This is a genomic window from Rhodopila sp., from assembly GCF_035548235.1.
Taxonomy (GTDB): Bacteria; Pseudomonadota; Alphaproteobacteria; order Acetobacterales; family Acetobacteraceae; genus Rhodopila.
In genome coordinates this window covers 26,044-46,441 of the sequence record NZ_DASZTJ010000053.1, presented here as the reverse complement: position 1 = coordinate 46,441, position 20,398 = coordinate 26,044, and the positions used below count along the sequence as shown (strand labels likewise).

The 20,398-nt window shown below is 61.7% G+C and carries 19 protein-coding genes, 1 other RNA gene and 1 pseudogene; 3 read left to right on the top strand and 18 right to left on the bottom strand.

Annotation, left to right across the window (positions count from 1 at the left end):
• The 12 genes and pseudogenes from VHB27_RS04645 to VHB27_RS04590 form a co-directional block, all read right to left on the bottom strand.
• Positions 1-870, bottom strand: a pseudogene (locus tag VHB27_RS04645) (hypothetical protein); the annotation flags it as partial.
• Complete coding sequence (locus tag VHB27_RS04640; protein ID WP_325597760.1) at positions 860-1,309, bottom strand: hypothetical protein; 450 nt, start codon at positions 1,307-1,309, stop codon at positions 860-862. The pseudogene VHB27_RS04645 and the gene VHB27_RS04640, both read right to left, overlap by 11 nt.
• A 336-nt stretch (positions 1,310-1,645) precedes the next feature.
• Positions 1,646-2,893: an AAA family ATPase gene (locus VHB27_RS04635; protein ID WP_325597759.1), complete on the bottom strand. Its 1,248-nt coding sequence runs from the start codon at positions 2,891-2,893 to the stop codon at positions 1,646-1,648.
• Positions 2,893-3,774, bottom strand: a complete 882-nt coding sequence (locus VHB27_RS04630; protein ID WP_325597758.1) for a bifunctional DNA primase/polymerase — start codon at positions 3,772-3,774, stop codon at positions 2,893-2,895. The genes VHB27_RS04635 and VHB27_RS04630 overlap by 1 nt, the downstream gene beginning before the upstream one ends.
• A 269-nt stretch (positions 3,775-4,043) precedes the next feature.
• Positions 4,044-4,283, bottom strand: coding sequence for a hypothetical protein (locus VHB27_RS04625; RefSeq protein WP_325597757.1), 240 nt, complete (start codon positions 4,281-4,283; stop codon positions 4,044-4,046).
• Positions 4,284-4,360: 77 nt separating this feature from the next.
• Complete coding sequence (locus VHB27_RS04620; protein ID WP_325597756.1) at positions 4,361-5,077, bottom strand: hypothetical protein; 717 nt, start codon at positions 5,075-5,077, stop codon at positions 4,361-4,363.
• Entirely contained in the window at positions 5,074-6,255 is a 1,182-nt protein-coding gene (locus VHB27_RS04615; RefSeq protein ID WP_325597755.1) for a tyrosine-type recombinase/integrase, read from the bottom strand. The genes VHB27_RS04620 and VHB27_RS04615 overlap by 4 nt, the downstream gene beginning before the upstream one ends.
• Positions 6,256-6,542: 287 nt before the next feature.
• Positions 6,543-6,700: non-coding RNA, 6S RNA (ssrS, locus tag VHB27_RS04610), on the bottom strand.
• Positions 6,701-6,741: 41 nt separating this feature from the next.
• Entirely contained in the window at positions 6,742-7,938 is a 1,197-nt protein-coding gene (locus tag VHB27_RS04605) for a CaiB/BaiF CoA transferase family protein (protein WP_325597761.1), read from the bottom strand.
• Between the two features lie 96 nt (positions 7,939-8,034).
• Positions 8,035-8,808 (bottom strand): hypothetical protein, encoded by a 774-nt coding sequence (locus VHB27_RS04600; protein WP_325597754.1) that lies wholly within the window; start codon positions 8,806-8,808, stop codon positions 8,035-8,037.
• A 4-nt stretch (positions 8,809-8,812) separates the two neighbouring features.
• Entirely contained in the window at positions 8,813-10,024 is a 1,212-nt protein-coding gene (locus VHB27_RS04595) for an OpgC family protein (RefSeq protein WP_325597753.1), read from the bottom strand.
• 73 nt (positions 10,025-10,097) lie between these two features.
• Positions 10,098-10,922 (bottom strand): TIGR03619 family F420-dependent LLM class oxidoreductase, encoded by an 825-nt coding sequence (locus tag VHB27_RS04590; RefSeq protein ID WP_325597752.1) that lies wholly within the window; start codon positions 10,920-10,922, stop codon positions 10,098-10,100.
• A gap of 257 nt (positions 10,923-11,179) precedes the next feature.
• Between VHB27_RS04590 and VHB27_RS04585 the strand changes: the two genes are divergently transcribed.
• The 3 genes from VHB27_RS04585 to VHB27_RS04575 all read left to right on the top strand — a co-directional run bounded on the left by VHB27_RS04585 (position 11,180) and on the right by VHB27_RS04575 (position 13,816).
• On the top strand, positions 11,180-12,226 hold the full coding sequence (locus VHB27_RS04585; protein ID WP_325597751.1) for a bifunctional GNAT family N-acetyltransferase/(deoxy)nucleoside triphosphate pyrophosphohydrolase: 1,047 nt from the start codon (positions 11,180-11,182) through the stop codon (positions 12,224-12,226).
• Positions 12,227-12,240: 14 nt separating this feature from the next.
• Positions 12,241-13,005, top strand: coding sequence for a competence/damage-inducible protein A (locus VHB27_RS04580; protein ID WP_325597750.1), 765 nt, complete (start codon positions 12,241-12,243; stop codon positions 13,003-13,005).
• Between the two features lie 199 nt (positions 13,006-13,204).
• Positions 13,205-13,816, top strand: coding sequence for a DUF4412 domain-containing protein (locus VHB27_RS04575; RefSeq protein WP_325597749.1), 612 nt, complete (start codon positions 13,205-13,207; stop codon positions 13,814-13,816).
• Between the two features lie 7 nt (positions 13,817-13,823).
• Here the strand turns inward: VHB27_RS04575 and VHB27_RS04570 are convergent, their stop codons facing one another.
• From VHB27_RS04570 to VHB27_RS04545, 6 genes are all read right to left on the bottom strand, one after another.
• Positions 13,824-14,600: an ABC transporter permease gene (locus VHB27_RS04570; protein ID WP_325597748.1), complete on the bottom strand. Its 777-nt coding sequence runs from the start codon at positions 14,598-14,600 to the stop codon at positions 13,824-13,826.
• Positions 14,597-15,415, bottom strand: coding sequence for an ABC transporter permease (locus VHB27_RS04565; protein WP_325597747.1), 819 nt, complete (start codon positions 15,413-15,415; stop codon positions 14,597-14,599). The genes VHB27_RS04570 and VHB27_RS04565 overlap by 4 nt, the downstream gene beginning before the upstream one ends.
• Positions 15,416-15,510: 95 nt before the next feature.
• Positions 15,511-16,587 (bottom strand): ABC transporter ATP-binding protein, encoded by a 1,077-nt coding sequence (locus VHB27_RS04560; RefSeq protein ID WP_325597746.1) that lies wholly within the window; start codon positions 16,585-16,587, stop codon positions 15,511-15,513.
• Positions 16,584-17,678 carry an ABC transporter substrate-binding protein gene (locus VHB27_RS04555; RefSeq protein WP_325597745.1) on the bottom strand — a complete coding sequence of 365 codons (1,095 nt, stop codon included), beginning with the start codon at positions 17,676-17,678 and terminating at the stop codon, positions 16,584-16,586. The genes VHB27_RS04560 and VHB27_RS04555 overlap by 4 nt, the downstream gene beginning before the upstream one ends.
• Before the next feature lie 2 nt (positions 17,679-17,680).
• Positions 17,681-18,997, bottom strand: a complete 1,317-nt coding sequence (locus VHB27_RS04550; protein ID WP_325597744.1) for an NtaA/DmoA family FMN-dependent monooxygenase — start codon at positions 18,995-18,997, stop codon at positions 17,681-17,683.
• Positions 18,998-19,045: 48 nt separating this feature from the next.
• Positions 19,046-20,398 (bottom strand): NAD(P)/FAD-dependent oxidoreductase, encoded by a 1,353-nt coding sequence (locus tag VHB27_RS04545; RefSeq protein WP_325597743.1) that lies wholly within the window; start codon positions 20,396-20,398, stop codon positions 19,046-19,048.

The following is a 20,398-nucleotide window of genomic DNA, read 5'->3' as shown; positions in this document are numbered from 1 at the left end:
CAGCGCGCGGTCGAACAGGTCGGAGATGCCCTCGCGCCACTCTGCCAGGTATTCGCTGGCCGCCGCCTCTGGATCAACCTCCATTCGCGCATCGACAATGCGCTGCGGCAGTGTGCTATTGAAAGTGCGAGACGCGCCGCGCACCACCAGCACGTCGTTGTCGGGCTTTCCATAGTGCTGCCGCCACTTGTTGAACAAGAGGCCCTTCCGCCGGTACGGCGAGCTGATGCCGACCAGGATCGACGTTGGGATCGTCGCCATCGCGGGTTCCAGCGCCGCATAAAGGTCAACATCACTCGATGCCGCGCCGTCATCCCTGAAGAACGCGACCTCGTCGAGGATGGCAACCGCTATGGTGCGACCGCGTATGGCGCGAAAGTTGTTCGTCGATATGACGATCTCGACACAGTTATGCAGTTCCAACGCGTCGTCCGTCTCGCGCGCTACCAGGGACTTCAGGATCGGGATCGAGGCGAAGTAGCCAGTGACGTAGCGGTGGATGATTGCCGCCTGATCGCGGGATGTAGCCAGGCACGCGATCGTCGCGCGCTCGCCCGTGCGCAAGTGCTGCGTGTAGTCCTCCAGGGCGCCGCTGACGGCAATGGCGGCTGCCGTGCTGTCTTTGCCGCCACGACGTCCCACAATGGCCCACAACTCCCGGACCCGTTGGGCCGGCGGGTCGCGCTCGGCCACCTCTCGGAAGGAGGCCACCTCGCCCTCGGTCATGGGTTCAGCCCAGGCCGCCTTCAGGACGGCCCGCCAGAGGTCCCAGGACGGGCCATGGAAGTCGTGCGCCAGCAGGCCGCCTTCAGCCATCAGCGCCGCTGGCGTGCCTGTCGGGGCCGGCGCCGGGGTGGCCTTACGCGGCATCGTCGGTCTCGGTCTGCCGTGGGGCGTGCATTAGGCGGATGGCGGCCAGGGCCTCTTCTGGCGTGAGTTTCCGTGCGGCCGCCGCTTCCAGGCCCAGGCGAGCCAAGCAGCGTCCCAGCGTGTTCGCCAGCTTGTCCGCACGTTCCAGCATATCGATCGTCTCTGCTCCCGAGGCGCGGGCGGCGAGGCGGTCAAGCTGCATGCTCTGCCATTCGAGATTGATGATGCGGTCGATCAGGATCGCCTGTGTGGCACTCGGGGCAGTCCCGCAGTGCGCGATCAGCGTCGCCCGGCGGACACGGAGCGCCTTGCCTTCTCGTGTCCGAGCGTTTGGGATTGCAAGGAATGGGTCTGGGGTGGGGCGCCGCTTGTAGGGCTGAAAGCGCCGTTTCCGGGTAGTCGGCTTGTCTGGCAGGGGAGGTTGATGGTCTGTCGTCATGATGCTGTCAGGCTGTTGGATTGCTGTGCAACATGTATGCGACATGGCTCAATAATTCCACCGAAAACAATATGCTAAGCAATGACAAGGGGACTAAATATCCCTCGGTCAATTGCATTCGCTACCGATGATTGACGAACGGTCGCGAAGCCGAAGGCCGCAGCGTTGATTTTTCGGACGCGAAGCCGAGGCGTTGCCCCCCGTCTCTCACCTCCACCGGGCTGCTTTGCTTTTGCTTCGGATTTTGCCGCCTCTATAGGCGGCCAAAAGCATCCGAAGCACGAAGCAGATTTCAGAACCGTTTACAAAGCGGTCCGAAGCAATCCGAAGCAGCGGTCAACTCTCCCAGACGCACATGCGGTCGAAGTCGATAAAGCCGTTGCGCTTCAATGTGGTTAGCGCATTATTCTCTTTAGGGTATCCGCTTCGTAAGAGTTCTATTCCATCCGAAGCAGTCCGAAGCATACTGTCTGGAAACCACCCCTTTTCGACCAGCTTTTGGCGCAGTGCTTCGCGTGATACAGCGCGACATCCGAAGCAGCCGCCTGGGGGTGTATAAGGTGCCCCGGAGACGGCCAGCAGCCTCCGGAATTCGGCAAGAAACAAAGCCGTTTGGGAATTGAGCTTGTTCTCCTTGGCTCTTCCCATCGGGCGTCCGCTAGCAGTTTCGGAGGTCCAGCGATCGTCTGCCAATCGAATGATGCAGGTCTCGAATTCGGCCCAATTGTCGGGCGTTCGGCGCCTCGCCTTGCCGGGAGCCTCGAACGATAGAGTGAAGGCGGTTTCCCCTGGTGCAGTCTCTCCCTTCTCCAATGGTGACATCAAGCCGACGGCATCGAACCGCCATGCTTTGGTGGCGCTGCCATACTGCTTGCCGGTGTCATGGCCGGTATGGTCGAGCCAAATCTGGCCGATGCGTTTGGTCGTCAGAGCAGACACCAGCGGCAATGTCTCCGACCATGGCACTTCGTCTTTCTGATCGCCGGCAATCAAGCTCATGACATTGTCGAACACGATCAGGTCGACGCCGCCGAGACGCTCCACGAGATCGAGGACAAACTGGTGGCCTGCTTCAGTATTGAGCGGTTGGAGGCGCCCGAAGTCGGGCCAAACCTTGAAGATTTCATCCTCCAGTTCTCGGGAATAGATGATCAGATTTCCGTCTTGGACGGCTGAGGCGCCGCGGCGGATCGCGTCCACGGCACGGGCCTTGATCAATTCGCTTGGCATCTCTCCATCGATGATCAGAACGCGGGCTGCTCTGGTTGATCTCCAGTGCAGGAAGCCGGCGCCGCTGGCGATGCCATATGCGATGGCCTGACCGAGCAGCGTCTTGCCCAGGCCTGTGCGACCCACCAGGAACATACGTGTGGTGGTGGTGACCAGATCGCCAAGGAGGCGGTCGGGCGGCGGAATCGGGCGATCTGCCCACGCTTGTATAGACAGAAAGGTCCGGAGTGCAGGCGACTCCGATGGTTTTCCCGGTGAAGGCGTTTGCTGACGCGCTCGCCAATCAGGATGGGACTCCTGATACCCCTCAGACGGAGGTGGGACGAAATCCCGCCGGGTGTTGCCGTCTGGCATCATCCTGCCCTCTGCACGTCGATCGGCTTTGTGCGACCCAGGACCAGACCGGACTCGACCGTCTTCTCGACGTTCTTCCAATCCTTCACGGTGTCGGGGAGAGCATCCTTGATCCAGGCGAGGGCTGTGGCATCGCTGAACCTGCCCGCGGCCTGGATACCGCCAAGAAGAATGGCAGCCGATCTGACTGCGGTGTGTTTAGAACCTTCACCAGCGGAACGAACAACCCTCAACGCTCGTTCCAGGACTATTTCATGGTCAGGGGCAAGTGATTGGTGTTTACCTCCCCTGAAACCTCCCGACGTCCGGAAGGTTTCGACCTTGGGCGTCGTCAGGATCTCGAACAGCCACTGCGGCCAATCAGCAGGAGGCGAATGGTCGCGGCACGCATAGCCAGACGCGAACCAGAAAACGATGTATCCGCCGTCGCCGCGCGTATCAACACCCATATGGATCGTCGACTGCGTGTTGACGATGCCAGGCCGGTGACGAAAGTAAACATGCAGGCCACCGCTGGCGCTTTCATAGATGCGTGTGGCCGGCAAGCGATCGGCGTTGGCATGCCACCACGCACGCGCGGCCTCATGCTTCTCTATAGTCTTAGCAGGCGCATCGTCGGGCCAGCGGCCGGCATCGATATCAAGAACTGATATTCCTGATGCCGCACCCGTGGTGACCCCGACATGGTGAGCGTTCCGGTGTGCGAATAGCTGCTTAATCTTTTCGGGATCGGTGGTTCCGTCGAGGAGACCGTTGCCACCCTCTTCTTTTGAGATGGAAGGTTGCTTGTTGGCTCCGATGGGGAAGACTGCATATCCGGCATTTCGGGCCAAGTTTAACGCGAGGGTGGTCAGTTCCACGCGGTCGAAGGGGGCGCTCATGCCGCGACCTCCCGCAGGGCTTCGGCCAATCCGGGCAGCCCGGCAGCATCAAGCTGCTGTGCGCGTCGGAGCGCTGTGGCGGTTGCCCGTTGCGCGGCAACTGCTGCAATGTTATCAAAGGGCGTTGTCGTTTGGGTTGATACTGGTTCTCCGAAAGGCGCTGGGACGGTCAGGTCCTGGCGCTTTCGCTTTCCTGACGGAGGCCAACACGGACGCAGCAGCGCTTCGTGCAGCCGATCGGCGACGGCCGCCGAATGGCCGTCGACCACTCAGGCGGCGCCCTTCATTGCCTCGGCTTCACGCTGCTCAATCGACCGCCGGTAGGTGGACTTCCGCATCTGCCACAGCTTTCCGACCTTGAAGGCCGGCAGCATCCGCTGTTCGAGAAGGTAGTTTACGCGCCGCAGAGGAAGGCCGGTATAGACGGCGATCTCGCCGGCGCCATTAAGCATGTCGTCGGCGATCGTGTGAGACTGAATGGCGGTTGACGTTATTGGTTCGGTGGTCATGTCTGCCTCTTAAGTTGAATGGCAGACGGATGTATTGGGTGGGAGTGTCTCGCAGTCTCTGTGTGTGAATATTCCGACTAAGAACGAAGAAACTTCACATTCCCAGGCTGCTGCCGGTTGAGATGGCGAACCTGCTCATACGTAACCGATTCGCCGGTCAAGGCACTTGCGATTGCCGCCGCTTGGTGTGGCATGGCCTCTCCATAGAGCGTCCGCACTATCGTAGATAGTCGTGATGCCGCCTGAAGGCCCGTCAGGTTCTTGCGCGCATTTGGCACGACGGCGGCGAAACACTGAGCTTCTGAGGCCGCCTGTTCGAGAACGTCTGCCTTTGCTCGCATTGAGGCCGCCGCGATGTTCCAGTCTATGCCCCCGGCGCCGGGAGGTAACCTCGCGGTGTCTTCCGCCTCTATACGCAGAGCCCGCGCTCGGCGCAGATAATCTTCCGTCGAGGCGGCAACCTCGGCCTCGACGCGAGCGGGATACAACGTCACGGCAACATGAAGTATTTGCTTGAACAGGAAGATCAGAGCGATGCCTTGACATTCATCTCGATCGTTTTCCGACACGTCGCAGATTTTCGCCAAAATCTGAGCGTTTACCGTGTGAACCCAGCTTCCATCAGGTTTGCGACGGTGTAGTTCACGCCACATACTCTGCAAGCTTGAGTCGTTGGCCAGTCGGTCGATAAGTTGAGCGTTTGCCACATGCTCGGGATGATTTCGATTGGCTTCGATCCAGGATTTGACGGGATCTGGCAGCCAACCAGCGAGGCCAAGTTCCGCTCTGTTCACTTCACCACCGCCAGCTCACCGGCCGCGAACTTCGCGTGGTCGTCCTCCAGGGACGGAAACAGGTGCCCGTAGGTATCGAACGTCATCTGGATCGACGCATGACCCATCAGGACCTGAAGTCGTTTCGGGGTGAAGCCCTGCTCAATGATCCAGGACGCAAAGAAGTGACGAAGCGCGTGCAGCCCGTACTTGGCCACCGGCACGGGATTGCCGTCGTCGTCCCGTTTAGCGGGGTGCGGCTCAAAGACCCCGGCGGCGATCTGGATGGGATCGAACCCGCGGTTGACGATGTTGGCATGTGACTCGGCCTTCCCGTCACCGTTGGGGAACACCAGCCACAGGCGGCCGGGCTGATCGTCGGTTCTCTCGGCGCGAGGGCAGGCGAGTTTCCATTCCCTTAGCGTGTTCAACACCAGGGGAGACATCGGGACGGCGCGATGGCCGGCTTCGGACTTCGGGGATCCGATCTTGTTCCATTGGTCCGCCCGCTGTCGGACGTGGATCACTTTATCGCCAAAGTCCACGTTCTCCCAGGTCAAGCCGCGCAGCTCCGACGCCCGCAGGCCGGCGAAGACGGCCGTCACCAGCAATGGATGCCAGCGACCGGTGGCAGCCTTCAGGATGGCTGCAACTTCAGCCTTTGTCGGAATGTCGCGACCGACCGCCAACTTCCTCTTGTCGCGCCCGGCAATCTTGATCTTGACTTGGCCGATCGCATTTTGCGCCACTAGCCCGCGACGCTGCGCCTCTGCCAGGATGGATTTCAGGCTCCCTAGCACTTTCTTGGCCATTGGCCGGGAGAGCTTATCCAGCAGGTCGTCATGGAACTTCTCACCCATCGGGGCGGAGAGGCGCGCCAGCTTCACATTGCCGATCAGCGGCTTGATATGGAGATCTACGTGGTTCCGATACTTGTCCAGGGTGCTGCGCTCAAGACCCTTGCGTTTACCTCGCTCCAACCATAATCCACCGGCCTCAGCGACCGTGATGCTGTCCCGCTCCGGTGTATGAGTGCCTGAAGCCACCTCATTGCGCGTAGTGGTCTCGAAGTCCGTCGCAGCTTTTTTGGTGGGGAACGTCTTAAGGTGCCGTTTGCCGCTCTGGTCGAAGTAGTCACACACCCAGGCTGTCTTCATCTCGCCGCCAGATTTCCATGACCGCTTGCGTACCGATGACATGACCGCAACCCATCCGCGAACGAGCTTCTTGCATGGGACAAATCCCGGTTAATCCCAAGGAATCCCAGGCATCCGCATATGCTCCTTGCGACAAGGATGCAACATGATAAACTGAATTCGGCGGAATTCCTTACCCTGGTAGGGAATCATAATCCCTTGGTCGGCGGTTCAAATCCGTCCGCCGCTACCATCTAACTGGGTGATTCGCCCCCAGGAAACTAGGGACACGCCCATTTGCGTTCAGTCAATTTATTCGAGCGAACAGGCTACCGACCGAACGAGAAGACTGCGGAGCCACCATGGGCCGTCGACGTTAAACCCTCCCAAGGCCTGCGAGTGCAGGTGGGTGCCAGATACCAAGACCAGGATCCTGACAGCGCCAGCCCCCAAGGGAGTGCTTACTGGCCCCGGGGGTAAAATTGTCTGACGCACCGGGCAGCCCCGCTCCTCGGATATAGACCCCCGGCGGCGCGGGTCAATCGCGATCTACCGTCCGGCCACTATCTTCTTCTCAAACAGCGTCGCGATCTCGGCCGAGGAATAGCCGTGGTCGGCCAGGACCTCGGACGAATGCTCGCCCAGCGTCGGCGCGTGCGCGCGCTTGCTGCCGCTGACTAAGGGCGGCAGGCCGGGGATGTTGGGGGTCGGTACCAAATCCGGCACGCCCGGCTGCTGCAGCCAAGCCATGATGCCGGTGGCTGCGACCTGTTCCTCCTTCAGAAACTCCTCGTAACTGTTGACGCGGCCGTTCATGATGCCCCGAGTGGCCAAGCGTTCCGACAACCAGGCGGTGGTGTGATCGGCGATGCGGGGTCGCAGCAAGGCGTAGAGCTCATCCAGGTTCGCCGCGCGCGTTGCGGACGTGGAGAACCGGGCATCGTCGTGAAGGTCCATGGCCTCGATCGCCTCGCAGAACGGCCGCCAGTCGGACGGCCGCACCATCGTGATATTGATCTGCCCGTCGATCGTGTTGAACACACCGCTTGGCATCGAGGTCCGCTGCGCCGTACCATGCTCCAGGTAATTGGCGATCATCCGTATCACCGACAGCATCGCCCCGCTATGCATCAGGCTGAGGTCGATATAGCGGCCCTTCTTCTCCGCTTGTGCGCGTCGCACATACAGCGAGGTGGCGATAGCCTGGAACCCCAGCAGGCCGGAATACATATCAATCAGCGAGATCGCGATGCGGTGCGGATGGCCGTCATGCTCGCCTTTGTTCTCGGTCACAATACCGATGAACGCCTGCAGTACTGGGTCCATGGCGGGCCGCGACGCCAGTGGGCCTGTCTGCCCAAAGCCGGAGATCGAGTAGTAGATGATCCCCGGTTCCGCCGCGTTGACAGAATCATAGCCGAAGCCGTAGCGCTGGATGGTGCCGGGCCGGAATCCCTCGATGAACACGTCGGCCCCCTTGATCAGGCGCCACAACACCTCCTTCCCTTCCGGCGTCTTCAGGTCCATCGCCAAGCTGCGCTTGCCCAGCGTGCCATATAGTGAAAAGGCCGAATGGTCCTCGTACGTGCGGCCAAGGATACGAGACCAGTCGCCGCCATTATGCGGCGTTTCCACCTTGATGACATCGGCCCCGTGCTGCGCCAGCATCATCGCGCAGGACGGCCCGGCGACGCCGCCGCTCAGGTCAATGACTTTCAGCCCGGCGAAGGCGGACGCGTAATCCATCATGTTTCCCCCGTCCTGTTCCCCTGGTGGTCCGTATATTCGTTCGAACCCATGTTACGGAGGAACCGGCCGAGGGCAAATTTCCACGAGTCCGCTCTAAGGTGCGGCGGCACCTGCAAACACGTAACGCGCGATTGCCTGACCCAGGCACGCGTTCAATAAGGCGACAGTTTTGTCGCGCTGGTCGCGGCTGGCCCGCTCTAGGTCCACCTCGCCACTGTTCACCCAGGTCTGCGTCAACCCAAGGCGCTGGAACAACCCGATGCCGGCATGATCGGCCGTTTGCTGCAAGACCCATTCATACGGATCGACATCGATATTGGCGCGCAGAAAGCGGCTGAATTGCGGGTCGACCAGCACCACATCGGTACGCTTTTCGATAGCGGCGTCGATACCTTGCTCCAGTACGTCGTGCAGCATTTCCGGACGGATGCCGCGCACGGCCTCCACGGTGCCGGTCTGCCACAGCAGTAGGTCGAAGTGACGCTCCGTCAGGTGCTGGCGCAGGATCGTCAGCATGTCGTCGGCAGTCATGTTGCGGCCACCCGCGACCGTGAGGTTGAAGCGGGCGTCCGGCCGCAAGGCGCGGAGTGCCTCCGCCATCCGGAACGGGAAGGAGGCGCCGGGGGTTTTCCCCGCGAACGCTCTGCCTGTCGTCCCGCCTGTCTCGCCGACAGTGGAGCCGGACCCGAGCGCGAGGATTTCCACCGGGCGACTGGCGGCGAGCGCGGCAGCAACGGCTGGTAGCGGAAAGGCCGGCGTGATGTACTCAGACGGCATCTCGCAAGGCAACTTCCCGTCAAGAGCGGGTTGTGCGCATGCGGAGGCAGCCATGAACAACGCAGTCAACGACATGGCCAGCCAACGCATGGCGTCAACCGGTATCAGGCTGTACGGCCTGCGGCAAGCGCGAGTCATGCTGTTCAACAACGCGCCGCTCCACCAGGCGTTCCGCGGAACGTTCCGTCACGCGCTCCTTGGCGTGGCTGGCTCTGTCCTTCACACGGTACCAGGCAGCAAGACCGCCGACTGCGGTCATACCGACGGCGCCGAACAGGTTGATCGCTACCTGCATCGCCGCACGGTCATTGAATTCCAACCCCAGGCGGGCGACGAAGCCCAGGACGATGCCGGCGCAGAATACGGGCAACGAGTGCTGACCTAGTAGCACAAGCACCGAGGCCCAGCGGGTCCGCAGCCAAGCGGCGTGCGGCGGGATCAACCGCACCGCCAACCAGGTCAGCGACAGGATCGATGCCAGGCGGAACGGATGCAGGCCGGTCTTGTCTTCGATCACCAGGAAGCGCAACCAGGAGGCGGAGAACCAGTCCAGGATATGCGGCTGTGGCTCAATGACATAGGCAGTGATGAGACCGATCACGACGACGAAGATGGCCAGGATGTCATAAGGCCATTTCCTTCGTGGCATGCGAGGTGGGGCGCAGGCCATCAGCACGCCCAGGACAAACAGAAACTGCCAGGCGAACGGATCGAAGAACCAGCCCTCGCCGGTCCACTCGTTCAGATTCACATGGGTGATTTGCACCAGCAGATAGGTGGCGAAGGACAGGCCGAACAGTATGTGCGGCCACCGCAGCAGCCAGATCGTCGCAGCAAACAGCACGAGCAGCACGACATAGAGCGGTAGGATGTTCAGCAGGCTCGGTTGGAAGCGCAGGAACACCGCCTCCAGGATGCTGCGATAGGGATCGTCGCCAAGGACGTCTAGCCGGCTTTCCTCCAGGTAGGAGAGCCGATTGAGCGCAGTGGCCGAATACGATACCTGGGCCGAGAACAGGACGAACAGGAAGATGTGAGCGACGTACAGCGTCCAGGCGCGTTTCAGTACATCTGCGGCGGAGGAGACGAAGCCGTGAGTGTGCAGGCGCTTGCCGTATGACAATCCGGCGCCGTAGCCGGCCAGCAGGACGAAAATCTCGGTGGCGTCGCACATCGCGAAGTTGCGCAGGCTGACGTTCGACAGCAGGTCGCCCGGGATGTGATCGGTGAAAATCCACCACAACGCGAGGCCACGAAAGAAATCCACCCGCAAATCCCGCCGAGCGGAATGCCGGATCAAGTCCATGCGCAGGCTCCTTCACCTCGCACGCATATAGGGACGCGGGCAGATGGGGAAGTATCCTGCCCGTGTCAAACTTTTACGTTCGCGCGGCAGCCTCCCTGAACGCGGCGGCGGTGGCCAGGTAGGTATCCAGGTCCCGATCTTCCGGCGCGACCAGGATATGCTGGATACCAGCATCGGCATAAGCTTTCAGCGCGTCGCCCATGGTTTGGACATTGGCGGCGCTGCAACCGACGCGGATGGAGATGGTAAAGTCGGCGCCGGACCGCTCCGCCCGTAGCCGCTTGACCCAGCCGGCGGCCTTGTCGGGGGCGATCCGGCTGCCGTGCCAGCCATCGTGGCGCAGCGCCCGTCTGACAGCGGCGTCCGACGCACCTCCGACCCAAATCGGGATTGGCGCGACGGGCAGTGGTTGGGAGCGCATGGCGTCGATCTTCGCAGGAATCCATTTGGCGGCAAAACTGACTGGATCCTGACTCCAGGCCGCCTTCATCATGGCGATGCCCTCGTCCATCCGCCGGCCGCGCTGCTCGAACGGCACGCCTAGGGCGGCGAACTCAGCTTCCAGCCAGCCAACGCCGGCGCCCAGGATTAGTCGGCCGCCGGACAGGTTCTGCAGCGTCGCCAGCTCCTTCGCCAGCGGCAGGGGATGGCGCAGCGGCAGCACCAGGACAGAGGTGCCCAGCCGCACTTTGCTGGTAACCGCTGCAGCCCAGGTGAGCGTCAGGACTGGATCCCAGAAATTCGGGGAAGGCGGATAGGGGCTATCCTTGGGGACAATGATGTGTTCGCTGACCCAGACATCGTCGAACCCAAGCGTTTCAGCTTCAATAGCGGTGCGGCGGATGGAATCGGGGCCGGCCTTGCGGCCGATGTGCGGCAGATGGATGCCGAGTTTCATGGTCGGGTCCCTCCTAGGGACATGCTTCACCGGTTTTCGTTTGGTTGTCGATGGCGGGATGGGATAGCCACCGGTTCCGCAGCAATCGTCCCCGATATCGCCTCCGTGGCAGACAAGTAACGCCCTCGGCAAATCGCCCCTCGCGCCCGCATCCCAACGGTAACCTGCGGCTCGCGGAACATAAGGGGACTTGCACGCTTCGCACCCCCTTTGCCACCCTGCCGCCCCTTGCCACGGCCGGATCCATGACCACAGAGATGACCATCGCCCCCGCCAAACCCAAGCGTGCGCGCGCCACGCGGCGCAAGGCCGAGGCGGGCGGCTTTAAACCGCTGAAAACCGAGCGCCTGACTCTTCGACCGCTGCGGCCCGCAGATGCCGAGTCGATGCACCGTCTGGTCAACGACTGGGAGGTCACGCGCACCCTCGCCGAACTCCCCTACCCCTACCCGCGCGACCTCGCCGACGAATGGATCGCTTCCACCGCCAAGCAACTCGCCGCAGGTACCGGTTACCACCTCGCCATCACGGGCCATGAGGGCAAGAAGGAGACCCTAGTCGGCGTCGTCGGCCTGCGCATCGACCCGGCGGAGCGGGTCGGGCGCATTGGCTACTGGGTTGGCCGCGCCTATTGGCGGCACGGTGTCGCGACCGAGGCCGCCAGTCGACTGGTGAGTTGGGCCTTCGCAAACCTGCCGGTTGATCGCATCACTGCCGAGGTCGCCGAGGGCAATGACGCCTCGGTCATCGTGCTGGGACGCATTGGCTTCCGCCCCGCCGGCCATGCCACCCGCCAATCTTTGCTGCACGAGGCGCCGCACGAGGTTGCACTGTTCGAGGCCACGCGCGACGACATCTTTGGCAAGCTCGAAGCGCCACCCGACGCCGCGACCATACCCGGCGCCAAGACCCTGCTGCTGGTCGTCGCCTGCGCCCTGGTCGATGTCGATGGCCGTGTCCTGCTGGCACGTCGGCCGGAGGGGAAGAAAATGGCTGGCCTCTGGGAGTTCCCGGGCGGCAAGCTTAATCCTGGCGAAATGCCGGAGGCCGCCCTGATCCGCGAGTTGAAGGAGGAACTGGGCATCGACGTTACCGCGGCCTGTCTTGCCCCTTTCGCGTTTGCATCGCACGATTACGGCAGTTTTCACCTTCTCATGCCGCTGTTCATCTGCCGCCGCTGGAAAGGCATCCCCACCACTCGGGAGGGTCAGACGCTCGCCTGGGTGCGGGCGGCAAAACTCGCCGAGTATGAAATGCCCCCTGCGGATAAGCCGTTGATCCCACTGCTGCGCGAGTTCCTGTAAGGGAGACGAGGACGATGGCCGCCCCAAACCCCACCGCTTGCCTGCTGGTGATCGGCAATGAGGTGCTGTCCGGCCGCACCCGTGATGCCAATATCCAGTTCCTGGCGACGGGCCTGGGCAATCTGGGGATTCCGTTGCGAGAAGTGCGGGTGATCCCCGACGTGCATCAGACGATCATCGACACGGTCAACGAGGTGCGGAAGAAGTTCGATTACGTTTTCACCACCGGCGGCATTGGTCCGACCCACGATGACATCACCAGCGAATGCGTGGCTGCCGCATTCGGCGTGCCGTGGGAGCCACATCCGGTGGCATGGCCGCGCATGGAGGCCAGCTACAAGCCCGGCGACTTCAACGCCGCCCGCCAGCGCATGGCGACCATGCCGCGTGGTGCAGCGCTGATCGAGAATTCGATCTCGGTCGCTCCTGGGTTTCAGATGGAAAATGTCTACGTCATGGCCGGAGTCCCGCGGGTCATGCAGTCGATGTTCGAATGGCTGGCGCCTCGGCTGCAAGGTGGGACGAAGATCGAGATGCGTGTGGTCCATGCGATCGGCCTGCCCGAAGGCGTGATAGCCGACGGCCTGGCGGCGATCCAGGCGCGATACCCCGACCTGGATATCGGCAGCTATCCGTTCTACCGGGCAACCGGCAACGGTGTGGCGTTGGTCGCCAAGGGGCCGGACGTCGCGGCGGCCGAACGCGCGGTGGCGGAGATCACGCAGTTGATTGTCAGCCTGGGCAGGACTCCGATCCAGGGCGAACCGCCGGATGTCTGATACCGAACCTCGCCGGGTTCGATTTCGTCACGGTCGGCTGCCCTGGTCCTTTATGGATTCAACGATATCAGCCTGTTAAAGTTGTCTAAGGTTAGCACGAAGCTGGCCGTGAAGAGGAAGATCACGATTGCCTGACCTATGCGCTCGTCTTTCTCATATCAAAATCGTAACGTATCGTCAGTACAACAGGCCGAAAGAGATGGATTTGATGCTCAAGCACCTGATCAAGATCGCGGTCGCCCTTCTGATCGCCTGTCCGGTCGCCGCCCTGGCGCAGCCGCTTATCCAGCCCACACGTGACGTCGTCGTTACCTACCGAATCAGCGGGCAAGGCATGGTCCCACCCGGCCAGCCGTCGGTCGAAACCATCAGGATCGGTTTCGCCGCGCACGCCCAGAGGACCTATGTCGAACCGGTCGGGCAACCGTACCGGATGATCGCCGACCGCGCCTCCGGCCATATGACCATGATCATGCTCCAGCAGCACATGTACATGGAAATGCCGTACGACCAGAGCAAGGTGATGAACTTCTCGACCGAGAATGCGAAGTTTCAACGGAAAGGAATGAAGACGATCGCCGGCCTGTCCTGCACGGAATACGATGTACAAAGCCCACGACATAACGGCACTGCCTGCTTGACCGATGACGGTGTGCTGTTGCAGGCAGAAGGTCAGGATGCGAACCACGATGGATCGATGGAGGCGACGGTCGTTTCATATGGGCCGATTCCTGACAACGCTTTCGCGCCGCCGCCTGATTTCCAGAAAATGGACATGGCGCGCATGGGAGGCGCCATGCACCGGCAATAGTTTGGCGTCAGCTCGCCTTCCGTCGCCCGACTCTGGCCCACAGCAGCGGCAGGACGGTGACGACGATCGTCAGCGTCGACACCGCCGCGATCGTCGGGTCGATGTCGTACCGCAAGTCCTCCCACATCCTGCGCGGCAGCGTGACCGCATTCGCGCCGGACAGGAACAGCGACACGATCAGCTCATCGAACGAGGTAATGAACGCGAAGAGCGCCCCCACTAGGATGCCCGGCCGGATGAGCGGCAGCGTCACCTGCCGAAACGTCCCCCAGGGTGTGGCGCCGAGCGAGAGGGCCGCCATTTCGAGCCGGCGGTCGAAACCGGCGAGGCTGGTGCCGACGCTGGTCACGACGAAGGGCACCGCCAGGCAAGTATGTGCCAGCACCAGCCCTGCTGGTGTCCCGACCAGGCCGTACCGCGCGAATGCATAGTAAAGTCCGATCGCCACCACGATCACCGGCATGACCAGCGGTGACAGTATCAGGCCGATGGCCAGGGTGCGTGCCCATTTCGGCAACCGTCCCAGACCCAGCGTGGCTGCGGTTCCCAAGATCGTGGACAGGACGACGGTCGAGACCGCGACTTCTATGCTGATCCGGGTAGCGGACAGCCAATCACGCGACCCCAGATAGGCGCGATACCACCGTAATCCCAGCGCTGGCGGCGGAAAGGTCAGGTAGCTGGCCTGGGAAAACGACAGCAGAATTACCACCAGGATCGGCGCGATCATAACCACCAGGATGATCGGTACGAACAGGCGCAGCAGGCGATCGCCGGGACTCATCGCTCGATAGACCGGAAGGCGGTGCCAACGCCGAAGAGCTTCTGGAACAGTGCCATGATCGCCAGCGTCGTCGCGAGCAGCGCCGCCGACAGGCAGGCGGCGTAGGGCCAATTCAACTGATCCACCTGATTCGCGATCAGCATGGCAACGGTCATATCCCGTGGCCCTCCGAGCAGGGCGGGCGTGATGTAGAAGCCGAGGGAAAGAACGAACACCAGCAGTACGCCAGCTGCGACTCCCGGCATCGATAACGGCAATGTCACCTGCCGGAATGCCCCGGCTGGCGTCGCACCCAGACCAAGCGCTGCTCGGCGTAGCGATGGATCGATCTGCCGCAGCGCGTTGGCGATCGGCAGGATCATGTAAGGCAGCAGGATGTGGATCATCGCGATATAGACGGCGATGGAAGTGTTCAGGATTCGCAGTGGATGGGCGATCACGCCGGCAGCGATCAGCGCCTCATTCAGCAATCCTCGGCGTCCGAGCAGGACCATCCAGGCATAGCTGCGGACGAGGATGGAGGTCCAGAACGGCAGCAGCACCACGATCAGCGCGTTCAGTGCCGTCCTGCCCGGCCGGAGGAGGTAGAGCGCGACCGGATACCCCAGCACCAGACAGCCGAACGTGACGATGACCGCGGTGCGCAACGTCGTGAGAAAGACGTTCTGAAACACGGTGTCCACACTCAGCGCGGCGTAGTTCGCGAGCGTCCAGTGAGGCTCAGAAACACTGCGCAGCAGCATCGCTAACACCGGCAGAGTATAGAACACCAACATGAACAGCAGCAGGGGCGCGGTCAGTAGCAGGGGCGTCATGAGCCGGGGCCGAAGCTTCGTGACAGGTCGTCGGGCGGGAGCAGCGATTGGGAAAGCGCCGGTCTCGCTGGACACGGTCAGTGACGACGTTCCTTTCACACAATCACCGTATCCGCGGCGCCCCACACCAGCTCAATCGTTTCGCCAACAGACCGGCGACGGATTCCCGAACCTGACGGCTCCTTAACCACCAGACTGGTGCCATCGGCTGCTCGCAGCAGGTATCGGCAGCGTTCGCCGACGAAAACGGCATCGGTGATGGTGGCGATGAGGCGGTTGGACAGTGGTGTGGCTAGTGTATCGGCAAAATGCAAACGCTCCGGCCGCATGCTTATCGTGACTGCATCGCCCGTCGTGGGCCGGTCGCTGGCGACTGCGCGAACCATCGCGCCGGCACAGTCGGTCACGACGATGTCGTTTGGCTCGAAACCATGTACGACGCCGGATAGGAAGTTCGATTCGCCCAGAAAGGACGCCACGAATTTGCTGGAGGGACGATCGTAGAGATCTTCAGGTCGGCCAAGCTGGGCGATGCGCCCTTCGTTCATCACTGCGATACGATCGGACATGGTGAGTGCCTCTTCCTGATCGTGCGTGACATAGACGAAGGTGATTCCCAACTCTGCATGCAGGCGCCGCATTTCGAGTTGCAGGCTCTCGCGAAGCTGCTTGTCGAGGGCGCCAAGCGGTTCATCCATCAATAGCAGCCTGGGGTTGAAGACGATGGCGCGTGCCAAGGCGACACGCTGTTGCTGGCCGCCCGATAGTTGCTTGGGATACCGTTCTGCATAGCCGGGCAGGCGCACGAGGTCCAGTACCTCGGCCACGCGGGATCTCTGCTCCGTCTTGACGATTGCGCGCTGCTTCAACGGGAATGCGATATTCTCTGCCACCGTCATATGTGGGAAGAGCGCGTAGTTTTGGAACACCATTCCAATATTGCGCTTATGTGGGGACACGCCAACGACCGAGTGCCCATCGATGGCAATGTCGCCGTTGCTGGGATCCTCGAACCCAGCGATCATCATCAGTGTCGTCGTCTTGCCCGAGCCGCTGGGACCAAGAAGCGTCAGGAATTCACCGGCGCCGATGTCGAGCGAGACTCCCCGCACGGCACCGACGGTCCCGTAATCCTTTTCAACCGACCATAGGGAGACAGTGGCTCCCTTCATCCCAGCAGCCACTTATTGAACCGGGCGACGGCGACGTCACGGTTATCGACCCACCATTGATAATCGTACTTGACAAGTTGAGATCGGATATCCGGCGCACTGGGCAGCACCTTCATCTGGTCCTCGGTCATGTAGTTGGCGGACTTATCGTTGACGAACCCATATGGAATCAGTGACGACAGCCGGGCCTGGGGAACAGCCATGGTGGAGAAGGCAATGAACTTCATGGCGTTCTCACGGTTCTTCGCGCCTTTGGGCACGGCCCAGCAGTCGCGCTTCGACAGTCCCTGCGGCCAACTGACCGTGGCGGGGACGCCGGCTTTTTCCAGCGCCGCGATACGGCCGTTCCAGGCACTGGTGAGTACGACTTCCTTGTCGGTCAGCAATTGCGGCGGTACGGCACCAGTGTCCCACCACTTGACGATACTGTCCTTGATCTTGTCATAGCTGGCGAAAGCCTTATCGAGGTCCAACGGATACAACTTGTCCGGCGGCACGCCGGCGGCGAGCAACGCGAACTCCAATTCCGGATTGTTGCCGGCGCCGGAACCGATCAATGAACGGTCGCCAGGGAATTTTTTGGTATCCCAGAAATCCGCCCAGCCATTCGGCACCTTCCCGCCGAACGCATCGGTGCGATATGCCATGACCTGAGCCCAGACGAGCATCTCTAGGCCCCATTTGAACCGGAATTCCTCGCCTACGTTGGGGTCCACCAGATCGTAGTCGATCGGCTCGAAGTAATCACCCTTCTTCTGCAATCCCAGGACCGAGAAGCGGCTGAGTTGCGCCAAATCCCATTCTACGGTGTTGGTGTCCACCATGGCCTTGATCTTCGTGAAGTCGGAACCCGCGAAGTCGTTGATCTTGATCCCGGACATCTTTTCGAACGGTTCGAAATACGCCTTCTTCTGGCAATCCTGCATGAAACCGCCGAACGTGGCGATGCGAAGTTCACCGGTGCCCTTCAGTTTTTCCGGAATCGGCGGGATGTCCGGTAGGGCGGCCCTCGCCCGCGTGTTCAGGAACGGCATAGCCAATGCCGAAACGACCACCGCTCGGCGGCTCATTCTTGTCGCGCCATTGGACATGCTCAGTACTCCAGCAAATTGTCGCGGAATTGCTTATGGGCATAAGCTGTCCGGATCAGGCCGCGATCCTGCAAGGCGGGGACCAGACCATCCTCGATCTCTGCCAGCGTGCGGCGATTGACGTTAGGCATGGAGAATAGAAACCCGTCACCGCCCACCTCGGCCATGACCTCGCCCATCTGCGCCGCTACGCTCTCGATCGTGCCGACCAATTCGCAGGACAGTGCGGTCACGTTGTGCTCGTTCATGGTCTGTCGCAGCGTCCGGCCCTTCGCCATCGCCTTGAGCTGCTCCAGCGTCTGCTGGTGGCCGTTGGTGGTCAGGCTGTCGGGGATGGGCGCGTCAAGGTCCATCTTGCCGAAATCGATGTTCATGACCTTGCCGACATGAGCCAGGCGCTGCGCCAGCGTCGCCTCGGCGCGCAGTTTGCGCAGGCGTAGCCGCTCCTGTGCTTCGGCGTCCGTTTCGCCGAAGATCGGGTTGACCAGGAACAGCACTTTGCAGTCGTCAGGATTGCGTCCGCATGCGGCCATACGGCGGCGCACGTCGTCGCGGTAAGCCTTCATCCCATCGACGCCTTTCGGATGTGCAACGATCGTGTCGGCATGGCGTGCCGCGAACTCCCGCCCACGTGGCGAGCCGCCCGCCTGGGCAATCACCGGCTGTCCCTGCGGCGCCGGGCCTGAGTTCAGCGGACCGCGAGTCCTAAAGAACTTGCCTTCATGATTGACCGCGTGGACCTTGGTCGGATCAACCAGCACCCCCGACTTCCGATCCGCGATGATGGCGCCAGGCTGCCACGAAGCCCATAGTTTCGAGACGACATCGATATACTCGTCCGCCATATCGTAACGCAGATCATGCTCCGGCATGCCGCTCATGCCGAAGTTCATCGCCGCAAAGTCGGAGCTGCCGGTGACCATGTTCCATCCGGCTCGGCCACCGCTGACTTGATCGAGCGTCGCCATCAGCCGGGCCAGCAGGTACGGTGGGTAAGCGTAGGTGCCGAAGGTCGGGACGATGCCGATCCGCGAGGTCACCTGTGTCATTAGCGCCGCGACAACAGACGGATCCTGGCGCGGCACTGCGATACCGTTCTTCAGATAGACCTCGGTTGACCCGCCATAGCTTTCGCCGACATAGGATGAATCTTCGAGCAGGATGTAGTCAAAGCAGGCACGCTCTAGGGATCGCGCCATGTCCAGGAACAACTCCGGCTGTTCCCATGTCGTGCCGATATGGCCGGTCCACGGCTCGCCCCAGGCCTGCACGCTGGACCCTTGCAGGAACCAGGCGAGGTGAAACGGTTTGGCCGACATGCCCCTGTGCCTCCGTCTGTTTGGATGGAGTGTAGCAAGAACCGTGCCTCAGAGTCCCAGCATATCCCTAATCCGGCCGTAGGCCACCCGCGCGGCAACCCCCGAGCGCCAAAGGCCATGAAACGGCACTTTGCTGATCGCCGTAACCGGCATGTCGATCTCACCACCCAGCACGCGGTCCGCAAGCTGTGGTCCCATCGCGGTGCTCATGGCCACGCCACGGCCGTTGTAGCCGAGGCAGACTAGGACAGCCGGGTCAGGCTCGTGGATATGGGGATAATGGTCGGGCGTGTACGCTAACTGGCCACTCCACCCATGAGTCCACTTGAATCTCTGCAATTCGGGCCACAAGCGCACAGCGTAGTTGGTCAGGTAGCGCAACGCGTCCGGAGCGCTGACGTCCCGCTGCACGCTGCGGCCTCCAATCAGCAGCCGATTGTCAAGGCTGAAACGATAATAGACGGTGATGCTGCCGATCTCATACAAAGACGAACGGATCGGCATCAGTCGGTCCACCAATTCCCGCGGCAACGGTTCAGTCGCGGCGATGGCGCTGTACAGCGGCACCAGGCTGCGCCGTAGTCCGGGCCAGAGGTCATCGGTGTAGCCGTTGGTCGCGAGGACCAATTTCTCAGCCGTGACGGTCCCGGTTTGTGTCTCCACCCGCCACAGCGGGCCCAATTTGCGCAAGGCAATGACCTTTGTATCGCCATGGATTACTGCCCCCGCTTGGGCAGCGGCCTGCGCCAGGCCTCTTGCGTAGCCGAGCGGGTTCACCTGTCCACCCCGTTTGTCCAGCATGGCGGCGTGATAGCGTCGGGTCCCAGTGGCTGCAGAGATCGCGGTCTGGTCCAGTACCGAAACGGGTGCGTCACGTCGGATCCATTGTTCGGCCAAGGCCGCGACCTCCTGCGCGCCTCGTGCGGTGATGGCGGAGCGCAATGTGCCGGATTGCAGTGCATCGCACGCGATTTGGTGACGTTCGACCAGCCGGAACACAAGGTTTGGTGCCTCACTGGATAGGGTGACCATCCGCCCGCCAAGATCGGTTCCGAAATCCTTCAGCACCGTATCGGGATCGTGTTTCAGTCCTGGGTTGACTTGCCCGCCATTCCGCCCGGAGGCACCCCAACCCGGCTGGTTTGCTTCCAGGACAACTGTATCGACGCGTTTCTCCGCCAGATGCAGCGCGGTGGACAGGCCGGTGAAGCCCGCACCGATGATGACGACGCTGGTATGTCGATCACCATCCAGCGGCGGCGTGGGGTGGGCCGGACGTGCGGTATCGGCATACAGGCTGCGGGGGAGCGGATGCATCGTGATAGTGAAACGGGGCGCGAAATGGTTGGCAACCACCTTCTTGCCGGGTAGCCGACCGTATGGCTGAAATAGCAGCCCCAT

Excerpts from the sequence above, each read along its gene's own strand:
- VHB27_RS04640 (WP_325597760.1), bottom strand. The coding sequence starts at position 1,309 with ATGACGACAGACCATCAACCTCCCCTGCCAGACAAGCCGACTACCCGG.
- VHB27_RS04635 (WP_325597759.1), bottom strand. The coding sequence starts at position 2,893 with ATGCCAGACGGCAACACCCGGCGGGATTTCGTCCCACCTCCGTCTGAG.
- VHB27_RS04630 (WP_325597758.1), bottom strand. The coding sequence starts at position 3,774 with ATGAGCGCCCCCTTCGACCGCGTGGAACTGACCACCCTCGCGTTAAAC.
- VHB27_RS04625 (WP_325597757.1), bottom strand. The coding sequence starts at position 4,283 with ATGACCACCGAACCAATAACGTCAACCGCCATTCAGTCTCACACGATC.
- VHB27_RS04615 (WP_325597755.1), bottom strand. The coding sequence starts at position 6,255 with ATGTCATCGGTACGCAAGCGGTCATGGAAATCTGGCGGCGAGATGAAG.
- VHB27_RS04605 (WP_325597761.1), bottom strand. The coding sequence starts at position 7,938 with ATGGATTACGCGTCCGCCTTCGCCGGGCTGAAAGTCATTGACCTGAGC.
- VHB27_RS04600 (WP_325597754.1), bottom strand. The coding sequence starts at position 8,808 with ATGCGTTGGCTGGCCATGTCGTTGACTGCGTTGTTCATGGCTGCCTCC.
- VHB27_RS04595 (WP_325597753.1), bottom strand. The coding sequence starts at position 10,024 with ATGGACTTGATCCGGCATTCCGCTCGGCGGGATTTGCGGGTGGATTTC.
- VHB27_RS04590 (WP_325597752.1), bottom strand. The coding sequence starts at position 10,922 with ATGAAACTCGGCATCCATCTGCCGCACATCGGCCGCAAGGCCGGCCCC.
- VHB27_RS04585 (WP_325597751.1), top strand. The coding sequence starts at position 11,180 with ATGACCATCGCCCCCGCCAAACCCAAGCGTGCGCGCGCCACGCGGCGC.
- VHB27_RS04580 (WP_325597750.1), top strand. The coding sequence starts at position 12,241 with ATGGCCGCCCCAAACCCCACCGCTTGCCTGCTGGTGATCGGCAATGAG.
- VHB27_RS04575 (WP_325597749.1), top strand. The coding sequence starts at position 13,205 with ATGGATTTGATGCTCAAGCACCTGATCAAGATCGCGGTCGCCCTTCTG.
- VHB27_RS04570 (WP_325597748.1), bottom strand. The coding sequence starts at position 14,600 with ATGAGTCCCGGCGATCGCCTGCTGCGCCTGTTCGTACCGATCATCCTG.
- VHB27_RS04565 (WP_325597747.1), bottom strand. The coding sequence starts at position 15,415 with ATGACGCCCCTGCTACTGACCGCGCCCCTGCTGCTGTTCATGTTGGTG.
- VHB27_RS04560 (WP_325597746.1), bottom strand. The coding sequence starts at position 16,587 with ATGAAGGGAGCCACTGTCTCCCTATGGTCGGTTGAAAAGGATTACGGG.
- VHB27_RS04555 (WP_325597745.1), bottom strand. The coding sequence starts at position 17,678 with ATGTCCAATGGCGCGACAAGAATGAGCCGCCGAGCGGTGGTCGTTTCG.
- VHB27_RS04550 (WP_325597744.1), bottom strand. The coding sequence starts at position 18,997 with ATGTCGGCCAAACCGTTTCACCTCGCCTGGTTCCTGCAAGGGTCCAGC.
- VHB27_RS04545 (WP_325597743.1), bottom strand. The coding sequence starts at position 20,398 with ATGGGGCTGCTATTTCAGCCATACGGTCGGCTACCCGGCAAGAAGGTG.